General features: G+C 69.5%; 15 protein-coding genes. 12 read left to right on the top strand and 3 right to left on the bottom strand.

What is annotated here, in order from left to right:
- Positions 1-32 precede the first annotated feature (32 nt).
- The 7 genes from ABD269_RS12090 to ABD269_RS12060 are packed head-to-tail and all read left to right on the top strand — an operon-like array spanning position 33 to position 8,019.
- A complete protein-coding gene (locus ABD269_RS12090; protein WP_344117802.1) occupies positions 33-1,097 on the top strand; it encodes a radical SAM protein in 1,065 nt (354 codons plus the stop codon).
- Positions 1,097-2,284, top strand: a complete 1,188-nt coding sequence (locus ABD269_RS12085; RefSeq protein ID WP_344117801.1) for an enolase C-terminal domain-like protein — start codon at positions 1,097-1,099, stop codon at positions 2,282-2,284. Before ABD269_RS12090 ends, ABD269_RS12085 begins: the two co-directional genes overlap by 1 nt.
- The gene (locus tag ABD269_RS12080) at positions 2,281-3,006 is read left to right on the top strand and encodes an HAD family hydrolase (protein WP_344117800.1); all 726 of its coding nucleotides are present in this window, start codon (positions 2,281-2,283) and stop codon (positions 3,004-3,006) included. Before ABD269_RS12085 ends, ABD269_RS12080 begins: the two co-directional genes overlap by 4 nt.
- The gene (locus ABD269_RS12075) at positions 3,006-4,157 is read left to right on the top strand and encodes a nucleotidyl cyclase domain-containing protein (RefSeq protein ID WP_344117799.1); all 1,152 of its coding nucleotides are present in this window, start codon (positions 3,006-3,008) and stop codon (positions 4,155-4,157) included. The genes ABD269_RS12080 and ABD269_RS12075 overlap by 1 nt, the downstream gene beginning before the upstream one ends.
- Positions 4,158-4,160: 3 nt before the next feature.
- Complete coding sequence (locus ABD269_RS12070) at positions 4,161-6,314, top strand: phosphoketolase family protein (RefSeq protein WP_344117798.1); 2,154 nt, start codon at positions 4,161-4,163, stop codon at positions 6,312-6,314.
- Positions 6,311-7,180 carry a phytanoyl-CoA dioxygenase family protein gene (locus ABD269_RS12065; RefSeq protein WP_344117797.1) on the top strand — a complete coding sequence of 290 codons (870 nt, stop codon included), beginning with the start codon at positions 6,311-6,313 and terminating at the stop codon, positions 7,178-7,180. Before ABD269_RS12070 ends, ABD269_RS12065 begins: the two co-directional genes overlap by 4 nt.
- Positions 7,181-7,218: 38 nt before the next feature.
- Positions 7,219-8,019 carry a class I SAM-dependent methyltransferase gene (locus ABD269_RS12060; protein ID WP_344117796.1) on the top strand — a complete coding sequence of 267 codons (801 nt, stop codon included), beginning with the start codon at positions 7,219-7,221 and terminating at the stop codon, positions 8,017-8,019.
- A gap of 34 nt (positions 8,020-8,053) precedes the next feature.
- Here the strand turns inward: ABD269_RS12060 and ABD269_RS35510 are convergent, their stop codons facing one another.
- The 3 genes from ABD269_RS35510 to ABD269_RS12045 all read right to left on the bottom strand — a co-directional run bounded on the left by ABD269_RS35510 (position 8,054) and on the right by ABD269_RS12045 (position 10,044).
- A complete protein-coding gene (locus tag ABD269_RS35510) occupies positions 8,054-8,839 on the bottom strand; it encodes an NsdA family TPR-like regulatory protein (protein ID WP_486387804.1) in 786 nt (261 codons plus the stop codon).
- A gap of 153 nt (positions 8,840-8,992) precedes the next feature.
- A complete protein-coding gene (locus ABD269_RS12050) occupies positions 8,993-9,184 on the bottom strand; it encodes a DUF397 domain-containing protein (protein WP_344117794.1) in 192 nt (63 codons plus the stop codon).
- 8 nt (positions 9,185-9,192) lie between these two features.
- A complete protein-coding gene (locus tag ABD269_RS12045) occupies positions 9,193-10,044 on the bottom strand; it encodes a Scr1 family TA system antitoxin-like transcriptional regulator (protein ID WP_344117793.1) in 852 nt (283 codons plus the stop codon).
- A 249-nt stretch (positions 10,045-10,293) separates the two neighbouring features.
- Between ABD269_RS12045 and ABD269_RS12040 the strand changes: the two genes are divergently transcribed.
- The 5 genes from ABD269_RS12040 to ABD269_RS12020 all read left to right on the top strand — a co-directional run bounded on the left by ABD269_RS12040 (position 10,294) and on the right by ABD269_RS12020 (position 15,359).
- Positions 10,294-10,773: an ATP-binding protein gene (locus ABD269_RS12040; protein ID WP_344117792.1), complete on the top strand. Its 480-nt coding sequence runs from the start codon at positions 10,294-10,296 to the stop codon at positions 10,771-10,773.
- Complete coding sequence (locus tag ABD269_RS12035) at positions 10,770-11,027, top strand: hypothetical protein (protein ID WP_344117791.1); 258 nt, start codon at positions 10,770-10,772, stop codon at positions 11,025-11,027. Before ABD269_RS12040 ends, ABD269_RS12035 begins: the two co-directional genes overlap by 4 nt.
- Positions 11,028-11,766: 739 nt before the next feature.
- Entirely contained in the window at positions 11,767-13,143 is a 1,377-nt protein-coding gene (locus ABD269_RS12030) for an NsdA family TPR-like regulatory protein (RefSeq protein WP_486387802.1), read from the top strand.
- 204 nt (positions 13,144-13,347) lie between these two features.
- Positions 13,348-13,932, top strand: a complete 585-nt coding sequence (locus tag ABD269_RS12025) for a hypothetical protein (protein WP_344117789.1) — start codon at positions 13,348-13,350, stop codon at positions 13,930-13,932.
- A 107-nt stretch (positions 13,933-14,039) separates the two neighbouring features.
- Entirely contained in the window at positions 14,040-15,359 is a 1,320-nt protein-coding gene (locus ABD269_RS12020) for a UDP-glucose dehydrogenase family protein (protein WP_344117788.1), read from the top strand.
- Positions 15,360-15,362 lie beyond the last annotated feature (3 nt).

Here is a 15,362-nt window from a genome sequence, read left to right as displayed (position 1 = left end):
CGCAACTCCCTCTACGAGAAAGGGCACAGCTGATGCTCGAATCGGTCCGCCACCTCGACCAGGTGGCCCGCGAGTGGAACATCAACGCCGAGGATGTGCTGCTGATCGCGCTGAACGCCTCCGGCGCCCGCTCCCCGCTGGCCAAGCCCCGCATGCGGTTCCAGCTGCGGCTGGACTCCCGCCCCGACACCCCGCTGTTCCTGATCCTCTCGCTCGGCCGCCAGGACTCGCCCTTCGAGCTGGACGAACACGAGCTGCGGCTGAACGGGGAGAAGGTCGGCGAGATCGACGGCATCGAGGACGACGACGCCGTGCTGGGCTACTGGCGAGGCGGCACCCGGATGCTCACCCTCAACTCCAACGCCCGCAGCCAATGCGCCGGCTGCGTGTTCTGCCCCAACACCCTCGAAGACGCCTCCGACCCGAAGATCAAGGCCCTCGACCTGTCCGGCTACCTCGGGGCTCTCGCGTCGAACTCCGGCATGAGCGACCTCGCCTCGGTGGAGACGGTGACGGTCTGCACCGGCTGCTTCCTCTACGAGCACCTCGCACTGGACCACCTCGCCGAAGTCCGCGCGGCGATGGGCGCGAACGGCTGCACCGGAACCCTGCACTTCCTGTCGTCGGTGCTGACCAGCGAAGAGGGCATGGACGCCGCCGACGGCCTGGGCCCGTTCCACCTCACGCTGACCGCAGAGTGCTTCACCGAACGCCGCCAGATCCTCAAGGAGTCCAAGGCCAAGCTCACCCCCGCCGAGATGGTCACTGCCCTCGGCCGGGCCAAACGGCGGGGCATCACCACCGACTTCACCTACATCGTCGGCCTGGACCCGATCGAGGACGCCGTCGAGCACCTCAAGGACTTCGTGCCGGTCACTACTACCTTCCCGCGGTTTCAGACCTACCAGGCCCACAACCCGTTCATGGACATCTACCGCACCCCCAGGTCGGAGACGATCGAGTGGCACCTGGCCATGCGGCGCCGCATGGAAGAACTCTTTGCCCCCACGGGCTTGCGTCCGCAGTGGTGGCAGAACTACCGCAGCCCGTGGTGCTTCACCTTCGCCAGCGAGGAACTGACGGGGGCGAAGATCTGATGACCCTCGCCGTTCCCGCCTCCGCGCAGACGGCCGTCGCGGCGCCCTCCGTGATCCGCGCGGTCCGCGCCTGGCAGTTGCTCCCGCAGCCTGCCGGTCTCCCGCCCGGCCTGCCCGAGCCGGTCGCCGCCGCGGCGAGTGGGCCGGCGGGCCCGGCCTGGGCCGAGCACCGCACCCGGTTCGCCATCGAGCTGGTCGGCGACGGCGTCTCCGGCTGGCAGGCCCCGGTCGGCCAGACGGTCGCGCAGATCATCGCCGACGACCTGGCCGCCGGGCTGATCGGGCACGGTGCCGCAGCCCCGCGCCGCCTGGCCTACCGCAAGAAGACCGGCCGGCACCGCCGCGGCCCGCACGCCCGGCAGGCCGCCTCCGCGGTTGAACTGGCCTGCTGGGACCTGGCTTCCCGCGCCAGCGCCGTGAGCGTGACCGCGCTCCTGGGCGGCATCATCCGCCCCGCCGTTCCCGCCTACGCCTCCGCACTCGGCCTTGACCCGGCCCACGCGGCGGCCCCGGAGGTCGCGGCTTGGATCACCGAGGCGGGGTTCTGGGGGCAGAAGTGGCCGCTGACCAAGCCGCTCATCCTCGCCGGCCCGAAGGCTGTCGCGAAAGCGTTCGACCCGTTACGGGAGGCGGCGGGTGGGGGCCGGTTCATGGTCGACGGTCTGGGCCGCTGCCGCCTGGACGAGGCGATGCGGCTGCTGCCCGTCCTCGTCGACTTGGGGGTCGTGTTCGCCGAGGAACTGCTGCCGCCCGGCTCCTTCGGCTGGCACCGTCTGCGGGCGGCCGGTGCGGGGGTTCCACTGGCGGCGGGCGAGCATGCGGTCGACGAGGCCGAGCAGATCCGGCTACTGACCGGCGAGGGGGTGGATGTCTGGCAGGTCGATCCGGGCTGGTCGGGCGGGCTGGCCCGGTCGCTGCACACCACCGAGCTTGCCGCGGACCTGGGCATGGCGACGTTCCCGCACGGTGACAGGCTGCCCGCCGCCCTGGCTCTGGCCGGGGCCTGCTGCCGGGACAAGATCCCGGCCATCGAGTGGCACCTGACGCTGGAGCCGCTGCGGCAGCAGGTCTTCTCCGCCCCCGTCCAGATCGAGGGCGGACAGCTGCCGGTCCGCACCAACCCGGGACTCGCCGAGGTCCCCGCGCTGCTGGAGACGGCGGCGGCGTGGGAGGTGACGGGTCCGTGATCGCCCAGACCCGGTTACGCCGCACCCTGTGGAGGGGAGTGCGTGGAATCTGCTTCGACCTGGGCGGCACCCTGGTACGTCCGGAAGCCGAGCCGACTACCGGTCAGGTTGCCCAGGTGCTGGCCATCTCGCTCGACGAGGCCCGCGCCGTAATGGAACAAGGGGCGAAACGCCGCCGGATCACCCCCGAGGATCTCGCCCGCGACCTGGCCGCTGTTTTCGGCCGACCCGCCCTAGTCGGTTCGCTCACCCACGTACTGGAGCGGGCCCGGCAGCGGGCAGCAGAACCGGAGCTGTTTCCGGACGTCGAACCGGCTCTGGCCGTGCTGCGGGAGCGGGGCTTCGTGCTGTTCGCACTGACGAACAGTCTTGGCTCCTCCATCCCTGCCGAGCCTCCCACGGCCTTCCGGACCTTACTCGATCGGGTGATCTACTCGGCCGAGACGGGCGCGGTCAAACCGGAACGAGCCGCTTTCACCGCCGTCGAGCACGCCTGCGGCCTCGGCCCGGATCAGCTGCTGCACGTCGGGGACTCGCTGCGGGCGGATGCCGCCGGTGCCGCCGCGGCGGGCTGGCACACCGCCTGGCTGGACCGCCGATTTTCCGACGGACCGCTGCTGAATCCGGCCCGCACGGTCCGCCTCCACACGCTCACCACCCTCCCCCTGCTGCTGCCCGCCGGGCCCGCAACGGCCCCGCCTGTGACCTCGGAGACCTGCTGATGGACATGCCCGGCAAGCACTGCCCGAAGGCACCCGCCCACGACCCGCTGGCCAGCTCGGTTCCGCTGTTCGACCCCGCACAGCTGCCGCTGCGCGAGTGGTGCGCTGGCAGCCGCGAAGACGCGGTGACCGGCCTGATCGCCTTCCCCGACTTCCACAGCCACATCCCCCGCGCTCTCGCCGCCGCGCTGACCGACGGGAGCCTGGTGGGATTGGCAATCGGGGACGTCGACGGGCTCAAGGCCCACGTCGAGAAGGCCAATGCCACCGAACCGGACTGCTACGGACACCTGGCCGGGAACAAAGTGATGGCCCGCCTCGGAGCTGTCACCCGCTCGTGGTTCCACACCCAGCCCTGGGAGGCCGGATGCGCGGCCACCTTCGGTGGCGACGAAGTGATCATCGCCGCCGCCCTCGACGACGCGCCCACCTTCCACCGGGCCGTCGCCGAGCTGCGCGACCGGCTCACCGACGAGCTACCGGTCCGTGTCTCCTTCGCCCTGACCTTCGCTGCCGCCGAGCACCTCCCGGCCGAGCGCGGCCCCGGCGGCTGGAAGCATGCCTTCACCGACCGGCTGCTGGCAGCGGTCGACCGCTGCCTGTTCACCCACAAGGCCGCCCGCCGCACCGCCGGCGGTGATGGCGGCATCATCGCCGTCACCCAGCCCCCGCCACCCGGAAAGGCGGTCCCGGCCAGGGACAGACGCGCACTGATGCCGCTGCCGACCGGCGCCGAGACCCTGCACGTTCTCGCCCGACCCACCGGCACCAGGGCCCGCATGCTGCTGCTGCCCTGCACCGGACCGGTCGGCCTGCGCGGCAAGCGGCTGCGGGTGACCTTCCCCGACGGCACGGCCCGCACCGCCGTCGCCGTCTCCCTGCACGGCCAGGCCGCCATCCCCCACGACACCGCCGCGATGGAAGGGCCAGGCATCCCGCTCATCCTCCGCCCCATCCGCGAAAAGTCCGCCCGCGGCGTCCCCGATGACCTCGCCGCCGCCCTGGAACGGGCCCGACTGGACTGGTCGGTCCTACCCGCCCACGAGCAGGCCCAAATGCTCCACCTGATCACCGAATCCGCCTCCGACGACATCCGCACCGCCCGCATCACCGCCGTCATCGACGCGGTCGCCACCCGCACCCGGAGCTGATCCATGGCCATCACCGGCATCCCGCGCACCAACCCCCCGGAGATGCCCGGGCCGTCCGGCTTCCCCGACTGGAGCCACGCGGCCCACCAGGCCGCCAAGGCCGTGCCCGACCAAGCCGTCGACGCCTGCTGGCGGGCCTTGAACCACCTGTCCGCCGCCCAGCTCTACCTGACCGACAATCCCCGCCTCGCCCGCGCGCTCCGGACGACGGACGTCAAGGAGAGCCCGCGCGGGCACTGGGGGGTCTGCCCGCCGGTCAACTTCATGCTCGCCCACCTCGGGCCGCTGACCGCCTGGCGGCCCGCCGGGTCCGAGCTGCTGGTGCTGCACGGCGCCGGGCACGCAAGCCCGTCCGCACTCGCCCACGCCTACCTCAACGGCACCCTCCACCTGACCGGGAACGGGCCGGGCTGGTCGATGCCCGAGCTGCGGGCCCTGATCACCGGCTTTCCGCACACCGAACGGTTCGGCGGGGAGATCACCCCGCTGATCCCCGGCGTCCGGCACACCGGCGGACAACTCGGCCCCGCCCTCGCCATCGCCCAAGGCATGGTGCTCGACGCCCCGCACCGGCTCGTGGTCCCGCTGATCGGGGACGGCGAACTGGAAACCGGGGCGACATCAGCGGCCTGGCTCGCCCGCCGGGCCCTTGCCGGCAGCGGGGGCCACGGGGCGGTGCTGCCCGTGGTCCTGGCCAACGGGCTGAAGATGGGCGGGCCCTCCCTGCTGGCCGGCATGAGCCAGGAAGAGGTACACAGCTACTTCACCGGCCTCGGCTACCAGCCGCTGATCCACGAGGGCGCCGACTTGCCGGGCTTCCGTCGGCTGCTGGCCGACGCCCTCCACCGGCTTCGGCCACTCGGCGAGTCCGGCAGACAGCCGGTGATCGTGCTGACCATGGCCAAGGGCCACACCGGCCCCAAACGGGCCGCCGACCGGTGGATCGCCGGAACGCCCGCCGTCCACAAGACACCGCTGAAGGACCCGCGGAACAACGACGCGGAGTTCGCGGCACTGGCCACCTGGCTCGCCTCCTACCGGCCCGCCGAACTGTTCACCACCCAAGGCCGGCCCACCGACCTGGTCCGCCAGGCCCTGCCCGGCCCCCCACGCGCGCCGGAGACGGCCCGTCCCTCGGCCCCACTGGCCACCCGCGGACCGCAGTCCTGGCCGGATGTGTCCTCGGTCATCCGCGAACGGGCGGCGAACGGGGCTTTCCGCCTCTTCAGCCCCGACGAGATCGCCTCCAACCGGCTGGAGCTGTCGGCGGACGGCTCGCTGCCGCCCTGGGCGGTCGAGATCCTCAACGAGGAGATCTGCCACGGCTGGCTGCAGGGCTACACCGAGACCGGCCGCGACGCACTGCTCGCCACCTACGAAGCGTTCGCCCCGGTCAACACCAGCCTGCTCGTCCAGCACCTCAAACATCGGCGCCTGCGCCACCTCACCGGGCAGGGCGGGCTGCCCTCGGTCAACTACCTGATCACCTCGCTGGGCTGGCGCAACACCTACACCCACCAGAACCCCGGCCTGGTCTCGTCGATGCTGGAGACCGAGGACGGCTTCGTGCACGTCTACACCCCAGCGGACACAACGCGGGCCGCCGCCGTCCTCGCCGTGATGCTGGCCAGCCACGACCGCGTCAACTTCCTGATCACCGACAAGCACCCCGGTCCCTCGTTCCCGCCGGACCCGTTCCGCGACGAGCTCACCGACGGCGCCGCCGTCTGGCCCCACCTGAGCCACCGCGGCCAACCGCACCTCATCCTCGCCTCGGCCGGGGACATCCCGGCCCGCGAGCTTTCGGCCGCAGTCACGCTGCTGCGCCGGTCGCATCCCGAGATCAAGATCCGCTATCTGCACGTCAACGACCTCGCGGTCCTCGGTCCGACCCCGCACTGGCCCTACGCTCTTCCTGAGAGGACTTTCACCCGCCTGTTCGGCACCGATACCCCCGTCCTGATGGCCGCCCCCACCCACCCCGGCACCGTCCGCGCGCTGCTGGCCGCCCGCGGCGAGACCAGCCGGTTCCACGTCGTCGGCTACCGGGAGCCCAGCCGCCCCACCACCCCCGAGGGCCTGCTGGAGCACTGCGGCCTCTCAGCCGCCGCCCTCTCAGCCCAGGCCGCCCTCATGATCAAGGAGCGCAGCGGATGACGACCCTCGATACGGCATCACCGCCCGACCCGAAGGTCCTGGACGCCTTCGAACGCGAAGGCTTCGTCGTCCTGCGCAATGTGATCACGCCCGGGTGGCGCGAGCAGGCCGCCGCCGCGGCGACGCGGCTGCTGGCCGGTGACCGTACTGTCGGGAGAGACCACAGCGTCGACGGCAAGGACGGCTTCCGCGGCATCATCGCCATGGACGACTCCTTCCTGCCGCTGGTCACCAACCCGAAGGTGCTGCCCACCCTCGTTGCGCTGCTGAGCGCGAACCTGCACCTGATGTCCAGCAACCTGATCTACATGCCGTCCATCCCGCCCGGAGGAACGCGCACCATCCGCGTCCCCGAGCGGCACGGCTGGCACCGCGACATGAGTACCGCCGCCCACGACCTCGGCACCGACGTTGTCCCGCGCATGGCAATCAAGGCCGCCTACTTCCTCAGCGACCTCACCCTTGACGCCGGCGTCACCATGGCGGTCCCCGGCAGCCACATCAAGGCCGGACCCGTCACCGTCCCGGCCGGGGCCATCGACCCGCCCGGCGCGATCACTCCCGACCTGGGGCCCTGCGACGTGCTGCTGTTCGAGAACCGCACCTGGCACGCGGGCGGGCTGAACACCTCCGGCCACCCCCGGCTCGCGGTGATGATGCAGTACGGCTACCGCTGGCTCGCCGCCGTCGACGACCCCGCCCCCCAACTGCTGGACCGCGAAGACCTGACCGACATCGAGCGGCAGCTGCTCGGCCGACCGGACCGCCACCCAGACGGCTCCATCGCGCACGAAGGCGCCGGAGCCGCACCCCTACGCACCTGGTGGCAGCACCTCAAACCGGACCCGGCTCGTTCTTCGGGATGACCCCGCACCCGCCCAACTGGACGCGAAAGACTGACGAGATGACCGCCTACACGCCTGACGAACTGTTCACCTCCACCGCCCCCTACTACGCCCGCTTCCGGCCCGGCTACAACCCGGCCCTCTACGACATGCTGGCCGCGCGCTTCGCCCTGGACGGCACTCAGCGCGTCCTGGACCTGGGCACCGGCACCGGCGTGCTCGCCCTCCCGCTCGCCAGACTCGTCGGCCAGGTCACCGCCATCGACCCCGAGCCCGGCATGCTCGAAGAGGGCCGCAAGCTGGCGGCAGACCGCGGGATCACCAACATCGACTGGCGCCAGGGCGACTCCGCCACCCTGCCTACCATGGGCCTGGAACCGGTGTTGCTGACCGTGATGGGAGCCGCTTTCCACTGGATGGATCGCGACCAGACCCTGCGCGACCTCGACCAGCTCATCGAAGCGAACGGGGCCATTGTCCTCGCCTCCGGCGGCGCCCCCGGCGACATCGAGCCCGCCACCTGGCTCCAGGTCATCGCCAACGTCCGCACCCACTACCTCGGGCCCGAGCGCCGGGCCGGCTCCGGCACCTACTCCCACCCCAAGGAACGCCACCAGGACGTGCTGGCCCGCTCCCCGTTCTCCAACGTCGAGACCGTTCGCTGGGATCGCACTGTCACCCACACCCTGGATGAGGTCATCGGCCTGCAGTTCTCCTACAGCTACTCCAGCCCCGCTCAACTCGGCGGCCAGAAGGACGCCTTCGAACGCGACCTCCGACAGGCTCTCACTGACTTCAGCCCCGCCGGCATCTTCGACGAAGTCGTACGCACCGAAGCCATCATCGCCACACGCCCCTGACAACCCACGTGCTGCTGCCTGGCCGAGGGCTCTGTCATGCGGCCAGGCAGTAGTGGCGTGTTGAGACACCTCCGGGTTGGAACAGGTTGGCAGACCGCATAACACCGTGGTTGATCCAGTACATCGATTGCAGGTCTGCCTCAGGGACATCAGCCTTGTCGTAGGCGTCAAAGGCGGCATCGATCTGGCGCCAGGCCTCGGTGGGTTCTCCCGCTTTGGAGTGGGCATGTGCAGTGCGGGCGTGGAGCTTGGCGGCCACCCGGGGTGAGGAGATCTTGCGGCGGTCGGTGAGGGCGCCGTCCAGGAGATGTAGGGCGCCGCGCGGGTCGTCGGCGTTGTAGCGGAGGTTGGCCCAGAAAGCGAGGGTGACCGCGCCCAGTGTCGGATCGTGGGCGGAGCCGGATGCGCGCAGGGAGGTGACGAAGTGCCGCTCGGCTGCGGCGTAGCGGCCGTCGTCGTAGGAGCACCAGCCAGCCAGTCGTGATGCCTCGGCCGCAGCAGCGAAGAGCCGACGTCCGGTGGCATCGCTGTAGGAGGCGTTCCTCAGCAGGTCGGTGATCAGCCGGAGTTCCAGGACGGCCGCGTCGTATAGCTGCCTGGCGCCGACGGTGTCGTCGAGGTGGCGCAGGGCGTCGAGACGGAGATCGAAGAGGGCGACGGCCCTGGCACCGACCCTGCGCCCCCGGTTATCGATGGCGAGGGCGGGCTCGGCGGTGATCCACTGCGCGAGAGCTGCGGCCAGCGTGCTGGTGGAGGCGATGAGAAAGCCGCGGCGGTCCCCCGACTGTCTGCTGCGGCCCGCCGAGACGCTGGTGGATATCGCCCGGCACTCCGACGGCCTGGCCGAGATCGACGCCGACCGCCCAGCCAGACCACCAACAGTAAACGAACCCTTCGTCGAATTGGGTGCGACCGCATATGCCAGTAGCCCTCCACCGAGGCGACGGAGGGCTACTGGAAAGAGTAGAACACGCTAGGTCAGGTGATCGAATTCACCGTTCTTTGCACCAAGGAGAAACGCCCTGAGCTTCACGGGGGTCGTGGTAACGATGAGGTCAGGCGTGTCACTCTCACGCATGAGGACAACCCCAGCCGATCGAGCAAGTTCTATGCACTCGTTCCCGTCGGTGGAGTATGAGGACTTTTGCCACTGAGTTTCCGACATGCTCGCCTTCACAGTTTTTGAGCGATACCGCGCATAAGGTCGCGCGTTTTCCCGGGACTGAGAGAGAGTTCTTCCGTGCGATCCAAGATGGATCTATAGTTCGCCAAGTGTGTTTCTGCATCCAGCAAAGCACTGCCGTGCGCTACGTCAAGATGAACCGTGTCGAGCCGGGAGACCGGGCCGGATGCGTACACCGTAGACAGTCCCGCACTCGGGAAACCGCCCGCAGAGAATGGAATGGCGCGGACCGTGATGTTTTCGCGCTCTGACGCTTCCATGACGTGTTCCAGCTGCCGACAGGCAACCTTGGCTCCGCCGAACTCCACGCGCATCGCGGCCTCGTGGATGAGGAAGGTACAGACCGGTGGATCCGCCTTGTCGAGGATATCGCGGCGTCGCATTCGGTACGAAAGCCTGCGCCGCAGGTCGGCAGGGATGGGAGCCGGAGTTGCTGTCGAGAGAACCGCCTTTGCGTAATCTTCAGTCTGGAGCAGTCCCGGCATGTGAAGAATCTGCACAGTGCGCAGCCTAAGGGCATGATACTCAAGTTCGGCTACATCAAGGGCGCCCACTGATACCGCACCCCGGTATTCCTCCCACCACCCTTTTCCGCGCTCTTCTGCCATGCGCGCCAGCGCATCGATGTACGCCTCATCGGCGATTTCATAAATACGGGCAAACGCTCGCACACGTTCAGCGCTAACGCCGAACCTGCCAGCTTCGATATTACTGATTCCGGTCCGATTGGTCCTGAGTTGCTCGGCAGCAAGCGGAGCGCTCATTCCGGCATGCTCCCGCATCTTCCGCAGCTCGGCGCCCAGGCGCTGCTGCCTTGCGGTTGGTGCGGCCCTCGGTGGCATTTCCTATCCCTCCCATAGTCGGCCCCATGCTGCCACGTCGGCAGGTTGAGCGACAGAGACAGTGAACGGGTTCGCCTCAGTGGGTAGCAAAGGTTCTACGACTTGCCCTATGGTCCTGTCAGCACCGAGCGGCACGCCGGGAAGACCCGAAGTGCAGCTGCCTGCATGCCTGTTGAGGCATCCCGGGAGGCGGCCAAGCCACGGACGGCGGTTCCGCGCAGGTCCCATGACCTCGTTGGGAGAAACGTGATGAGTACAGCGACGCCCAGCAGTCCCCGCACCACTACCGAGCAGCAGCCCGAGGAACGACCCGCCCAGACCTACCGCATCACGGCGCCAGCCGTACCGATCACGGTACGAGTGGTGCGCGACGCGGTCGCCGCCGCCCTGATCGCCAATGGGGCCGGATCCTTAGCTGAGGACGCCCGCCTGTGCGTCTCGGAAACCGTGACCAACGTCGTGAGTCACGCGAGGGTGCCGCACCTCGACGTCGAGGTGACGGTGCAATCCGACCGCGCAGTGATCGCGGTCCGGGACTCCAGCACCTCCGGCCGCCTGCCCCTTGCCCGGGCCGTCAGCACGGACGACGAGAGCGGGCGGGGGCTGCTGCTGGTCTCCCGCATCGCCGCCCACTGGGGCGCCCAATGGGCATGGGACCAAGACGGGGTCCGACTCATCGGCAAGCGCGTGTGGTTCGAGCTACGCACCGACCATGCGGTGAGCGCGTGATCAGGGCGCAGCAGTTCACGATCTGCCGCATCGGTCGGAAGAGCCGGAATGCCGACTACTGGCTGCACTTCAATCACAAGACCCTCGTGGAGATCCCCGAGCGGGTGGCCCGCGAGCTGGCGTACGAACTCGCCGAACATGTCGGTCTGGTGGTGCACCCGGCCGTCGAGGGCGAGGGCCGCGTCGCCCGTCGTGCCCGGATTGTTCGCCGCGTTCGGATCGTGCTGCGAGGTGGGGCTCGTGTACGGGGGTGACCCGTGGCCGGTGATCGTTGCCGCCGGCGTGCTGATGCTCACGGCGGGGTTCCTCTTCGCCCTCATCATGTGGTGGTCGATGCCACCGGCGGGCAGGGCGTTCACCTCGCCGCCCGTGGACGCTCCGGGCAGGACGTTCGACTGTTGCTGCTTCGACCGGCCAGTGCGCGTCCTCGTGATCGATCCAACGCAAGTCAGGATCACGTACAGAGCCAAACACGCCCGGCGGTCCGTCCGTTCGTGGCGTCGCATCCATCCTGCACCGCCCGGTCACGAGGGGGCGGGCGGTACAGGAAAGGGGAAGCCTCCCGCACGGGTGCCGACCGCATAGGCACACCCGTCCGGTGAATCCCCAGGCAGGGTCCGGCCGATGACAGTCGACCGGACCCTGCCGCATGCACAGCGATGGCCCGATCCCGGACCGCGCGTGGCAGCGGCCTGGCCTCCGCCAGCCCTCACGCCCACCGCACCAGAACCGGTCATCGAAGCAACGAAAGCCACAGAAGCACCACTCAGCCCAGCGGCGCCAGCCAGCAGAACCCCGACTGAACCCGTCATGAGCCGCCCTTGCAGGGGCGGCTCCCCCTGCGAGTACCACGTCATGACCCAATCAATCACCTGATGGGGCACTTGAGGTGCTGTCGGAGCGCGGGCGAGCACTTGCAGCAGCCAGGGCGGGTCAGTATCTCCAGGTCCCCGTCGAGAAGCTCCCTGACCTGATGCCGGTTCGGGACTCGAAGTGCCCGAACCGGACACCGCTCATCTTCCCGGACACGGCCTGATCAAAGAAAAGCGGCTGCCGTACGAAACTGTCGCCAACGCCGTCCGAGTCGTCGCGGCCGAATCCGGCGAAGTCTTACGAACCAACCGTTCCACCGTCGAGCACTGGATCTGCGGAGCGCAGCCCGCCGGGAACACGCCCCGGTACCTGGCCGAAGCCCTTTCACGGCTGCTCGGACGCCTGGTGACTGCGGACCACCTGGGCCTTTCCCTGGCCGCTGGGGAGGATGACAGCATCGGACTGTCCCTTGGTCCCGACCCGGTCGAGACCCTGACCCTGATCGGGAAGGCAGACGTGAACCGACGACGCTTCCTCGCCGCCTCCGCCTACTCCGTAGCAGCCGCCGCCCTGCCCCTCGACTACGTCCGCGACATCGCCGACCGAGCCGCCGCCGCCCGCAGCGGCGCCATCGCCGGAGACGCTGAAGTCGCCGCCGTCCGCGACATGGTCCGCGTCTTCACAGACATGGACGAACTCCACGGCGGCCAGCACGGCCGCTCAGCCCTCGTCCAGTACCTCATGTCCGACGTCGCCACCCTGTGCCGAGGCCGCTTCCGCACCGAAGACGCCCGCCGCCAGATGCTCTCTGCCGCAGCCTCTGGCGTGCACCTGGCCGGGTGGAAGAGCTACGACGCCGGAGAACAGGGCCTCACCCAGCGCTACTACCTCCAGTCCTACGCACTCGCCGCCGAGTCGGGCGTCCCCGGCCACGACGGCTTCGTCATGCGGACCATGTCCCAGCAAGGCATGAAGATCCACCGCGCCGAACACTGCCTGGCCCTCGCCGAGACCGGACTCGACCGCGTCAAGAGACACGTCGATCCCGCGACCGAAGCGCTCTTCCACATCACCTACGCCCACGCGCTCGCCAAGACCGGCCAGCGCCAGCAGGCGGTCCGCGCCGTCGAGCGGGCCCGCGCCCGACTGGACGCAGCCAAGGGCGACCCAACGCCGTTCTGGGCCCTGGCCTGGGGGCCGGTCGAGGCCACCGTCCGCTCCCGCACCGCCAAGGTCTTCGCCACCCTCGGCGACCCGCGTAATGCAGCCCACCACTACGCCCGAGCCGCCGCCAGCCGCCCACCGGGCACCTACGCACGGATCATCGCCCTCGACCTCGTCGCCCAGGCCGAGCTCGAAGTCGCCCAAGGGGGCATCGAGCAAGCGTGTGTCACCTGGGGCCGGGCCATGGACCACATGGACGGCGTCGCATCCGTCCGCACACGCAAGGCCGTCAAGAGCATGCGGCGAGACCTCACCCGATTCCGGGCCCGAGGCCTGCGCTGTGCAGCCGAGCTCGACGAACGCGGACGCGACTTCCTCACAGCCCGCCGCTGAGCGACCGATGAGGTGACCGGCGACGCGGCCGCCGGCAAGGTGAAGCCGGTCACCTGCCGCGGTCGTCGGTCAGGCCACCGCGTTCGAGGGACGGTGGGGGAAGCCGCACGCGTTGTCCTCGTCCTCCTCGGGGTAGGGCCGAGAGCGCTTGTCGCACTGGGGCCCAATGTCGACGAGAGTGGTCCAGACACCCGGCCAATTCGGATGACGATCGGTGATCGGTTCACCGCAGTCACCACACGTCACGAGCTCCAGGCCACGCGGGCAACGATCTCACCCAGGGCTACGTTCACTCTCGCCCCGGCCTCCAACATCCTGATCAAGGAGATGCTGACGGACACATTGCGGAAGGTCGACGACATGGTGGCGATATTCCGCTCCCTGTTCCTCGCCGAGCCGACCAGCGCGCACCGGGCCCCGAAGGCTCTGTACGACGCCGGACACATGACCGGTCCGGTGGCCACGCACAACTTCGACCGCCTCGTCGCCCGCGTTGGGCTGCCGGAGGCGTTCATGCGCCGCTACGACCAGCGCATTCCGCACATGCCGTTCCCCGACGGCGCCAAGTTGGTGCTCGTGATCGGTCTGCACGTCGACCGGCGCGGGGGCCAGGCCCGCGCCCGCGAGCTCGGCCTGAAGGTCTTCTACCTCGACACGGAGGGCGTCACCGAGAACGGCGTCGACAAGCCCTACCTCATCGAGGGCGCCCGGGAGGGCGACGTCGTGGTCCGCTCCGAGGCCACCCCCGCCCTGCTCCGCCTGGCCGAACTCCTGGGCGTGAACGTCTGAGCGAATTCGGCCCAACTCGGGCCTGCTCCCGCACCGATAACGTCTGGGGGCACACCGGGCACGGTGTGCCCCCGACCAGACCCAGACAAGAGAAGACAGGATCTGCAATGCGCGTTTCCGTGATCGGCTGTGGTCACCTCGGCATCCCGCACGCGGCGGCGATGGCCGACCTCGGCCACGAGGTCATCGGCGTGGACGTCGACCAGACCAAGGTCAACCGGCTCAACGCCGGCGAATGCCCCATCTACGAGACCGGCTTGCCCAAACTCCTCGACCGCCACACCACGAGCGGGCGCCTCCGCTTCACCACCGACATCCGTGAGGCCGCCGACCTCGCCGAGATTCACTTCATCGGCGTCGGCACCCCCATCGACGCCGACGGCCGCTCCTACGACACCGGGCAGGTCTACGGCGCCATCCGTCAACTCGCCCCCCACCTCGACCGGCCGTGCACGATCATCGGGAAGTCCACCGTCACCGTCGGCACGACCAGCCAGGTCACCGCCCTCGCACAACGCCTGGCCCCAGCCGGCGAACGCGTCGACGTCGTATGGAATCCCGAGTTCCTCCGCGAAGGACACGCAGTGCAGGACACCCTCCGCCCGGACCGCATCATCGCCGGCCTCACCACCGCCGAAGCCGAGAAAGCGATCCGTACTGTCTACGCCCCCATCCTGGATACCGGCGTCCCCCTGTTCGTCACCGACCCGCAGACCGCTGAACTCGCCAAGGGCGCGGCGAACACCTTCCTCGGCCTGAAGATCAGTTACATCAACGCCGTCGCCGACATGTGCGAGGCCGCCGGTGGCGACATCTCCCAGATCGTGGAGATCCTCGGTATCGACCCCCGCATCGGCAGCGGCGGCATGAGGCCCGGCATCGGCTACGGCGGCGGCTGTCTCCCCAAGGACATTCGCGCCTTCACCGCCTCCGCCCGGCAGCTCGGCGCGGACGACGCCGCCACCCTCCTGCGGGCCGCTGAGAAAATCAACGAGGGCCGCACCGCCGCGGCGATGAGCCTCGTGGCCGCAGCACTCGGCCGGCCGGTCCAAGGCGCTGCCATCACCGTATGGGGTGCCGCCTTCAAGCCGGGCACCAATGACGTCAGGGCGTCCCCCGCTCTCGCGCTCGCCCAGGCCCTCCAACAGGCCGGCGGCACCGTCACCATCCACGACCCGCAGGCCGTGGCCACCGCCATGACGCGCAACCCCGAGTTCGACTACACCGACGATCTGCTCGCCTCCCTCAACGGCGCCGATCTCGTCGTCCTGGCCACCGATTGGCCCGAGTACCAGCAGGCCAGCCCCCAAGCCCTCGTGGACCGCCCGGCAAACCCCCTGCTCGTCGACTGCCGTACCGTCCTCGACCCCGAGCCCTGGCGCGCGACGGGCTGGACCGTCCACCAGCTCGGACGACCCGCGAAGTAGAAC

The sequence above is a fragment of the Streptomyces blastmyceticus genome (assembly GCF_039521185.1).
Lineage (GTDB): Bacteria > Actinomycetota > Actinomycetes > Streptomycetales > Streptomycetaceae > Streptomyces > Streptomyces blastmyceticus.
This window is presented reverse-complemented; position numbering and strand designations above follow the sequence as displayed.

Excerpts from the sequence above, each read along its gene's own strand:
- ABD269_RS12025 (WP_344117789.1), top strand. The coding sequence starts at position 13,348 with ATGACGATCGGTGATCGGTTCACCGCAGTCACCACACGTCACGAGCTC.
- ABD269_RS12070 (WP_344117798.1), top strand. The coding sequence starts at position 4,161 with ATGGCCATCACCGGCATCCCGCGCACCAACCCCCCGGAGATGCCCGGG.
- ABD269_RS12020 (WP_344117788.1), top strand. The coding sequence starts at position 14,040 with ATGCGCGTTTCCGTGATCGGCTGTGGTCACCTCGGCATCCCGCACGCG.
- ABD269_RS12065 (WP_344117797.1), top strand. The coding sequence starts at position 6,311 with ATGACGACCCTCGATACGGCATCACCGCCCGACCCGAAGGTCCTGGAC.
- ABD269_RS12090 (WP_344117802.1), top strand. The coding sequence starts at position 33 with ATGCTCGAATCGGTCCGCCACCTCGACCAGGTGGCCCGCGAGTGGAAC.
- ABD269_RS12085 (WP_344117801.1), top strand. The coding sequence starts at position 1,097 with ATGACCCTCGCCGTTCCCGCCTCCGCGCAGACGGCCGTCGCGGCGCCC.
- ABD269_RS12060 (WP_344117796.1), top strand. The coding sequence starts at position 7,219 with ATGACCGCCTACACGCCTGACGAACTGTTCACCTCCACCGCCCCCTAC.
- ABD269_RS12045 (WP_344117793.1), bottom strand. The coding sequence starts at position 10,044 with ATGCCACCGAGGGCCGCACCAACCGCAAGGCAGCAGCGCCTGGGCGCC.
- ABD269_RS12075 (WP_344117799.1), top strand. The coding sequence starts at position 3,006 with ATGGACATGCCCGGCAAGCACTGCCCGAAGGCACCCGCCCACGACCCG.
- ABD269_RS12040 (WP_344117792.1), top strand. The coding sequence starts at position 10,294 with ATGAGTACAGCGACGCCCAGCAGTCCCCGCACCACTACCGAGCAGCAG.
- ABD269_RS12050 (WP_344117794.1), bottom strand. The coding sequence starts at position 9,184 with ATGTCGGAAACTCAGTGGCAAAAGTCCTCATACTCCACCGACGGGAAC.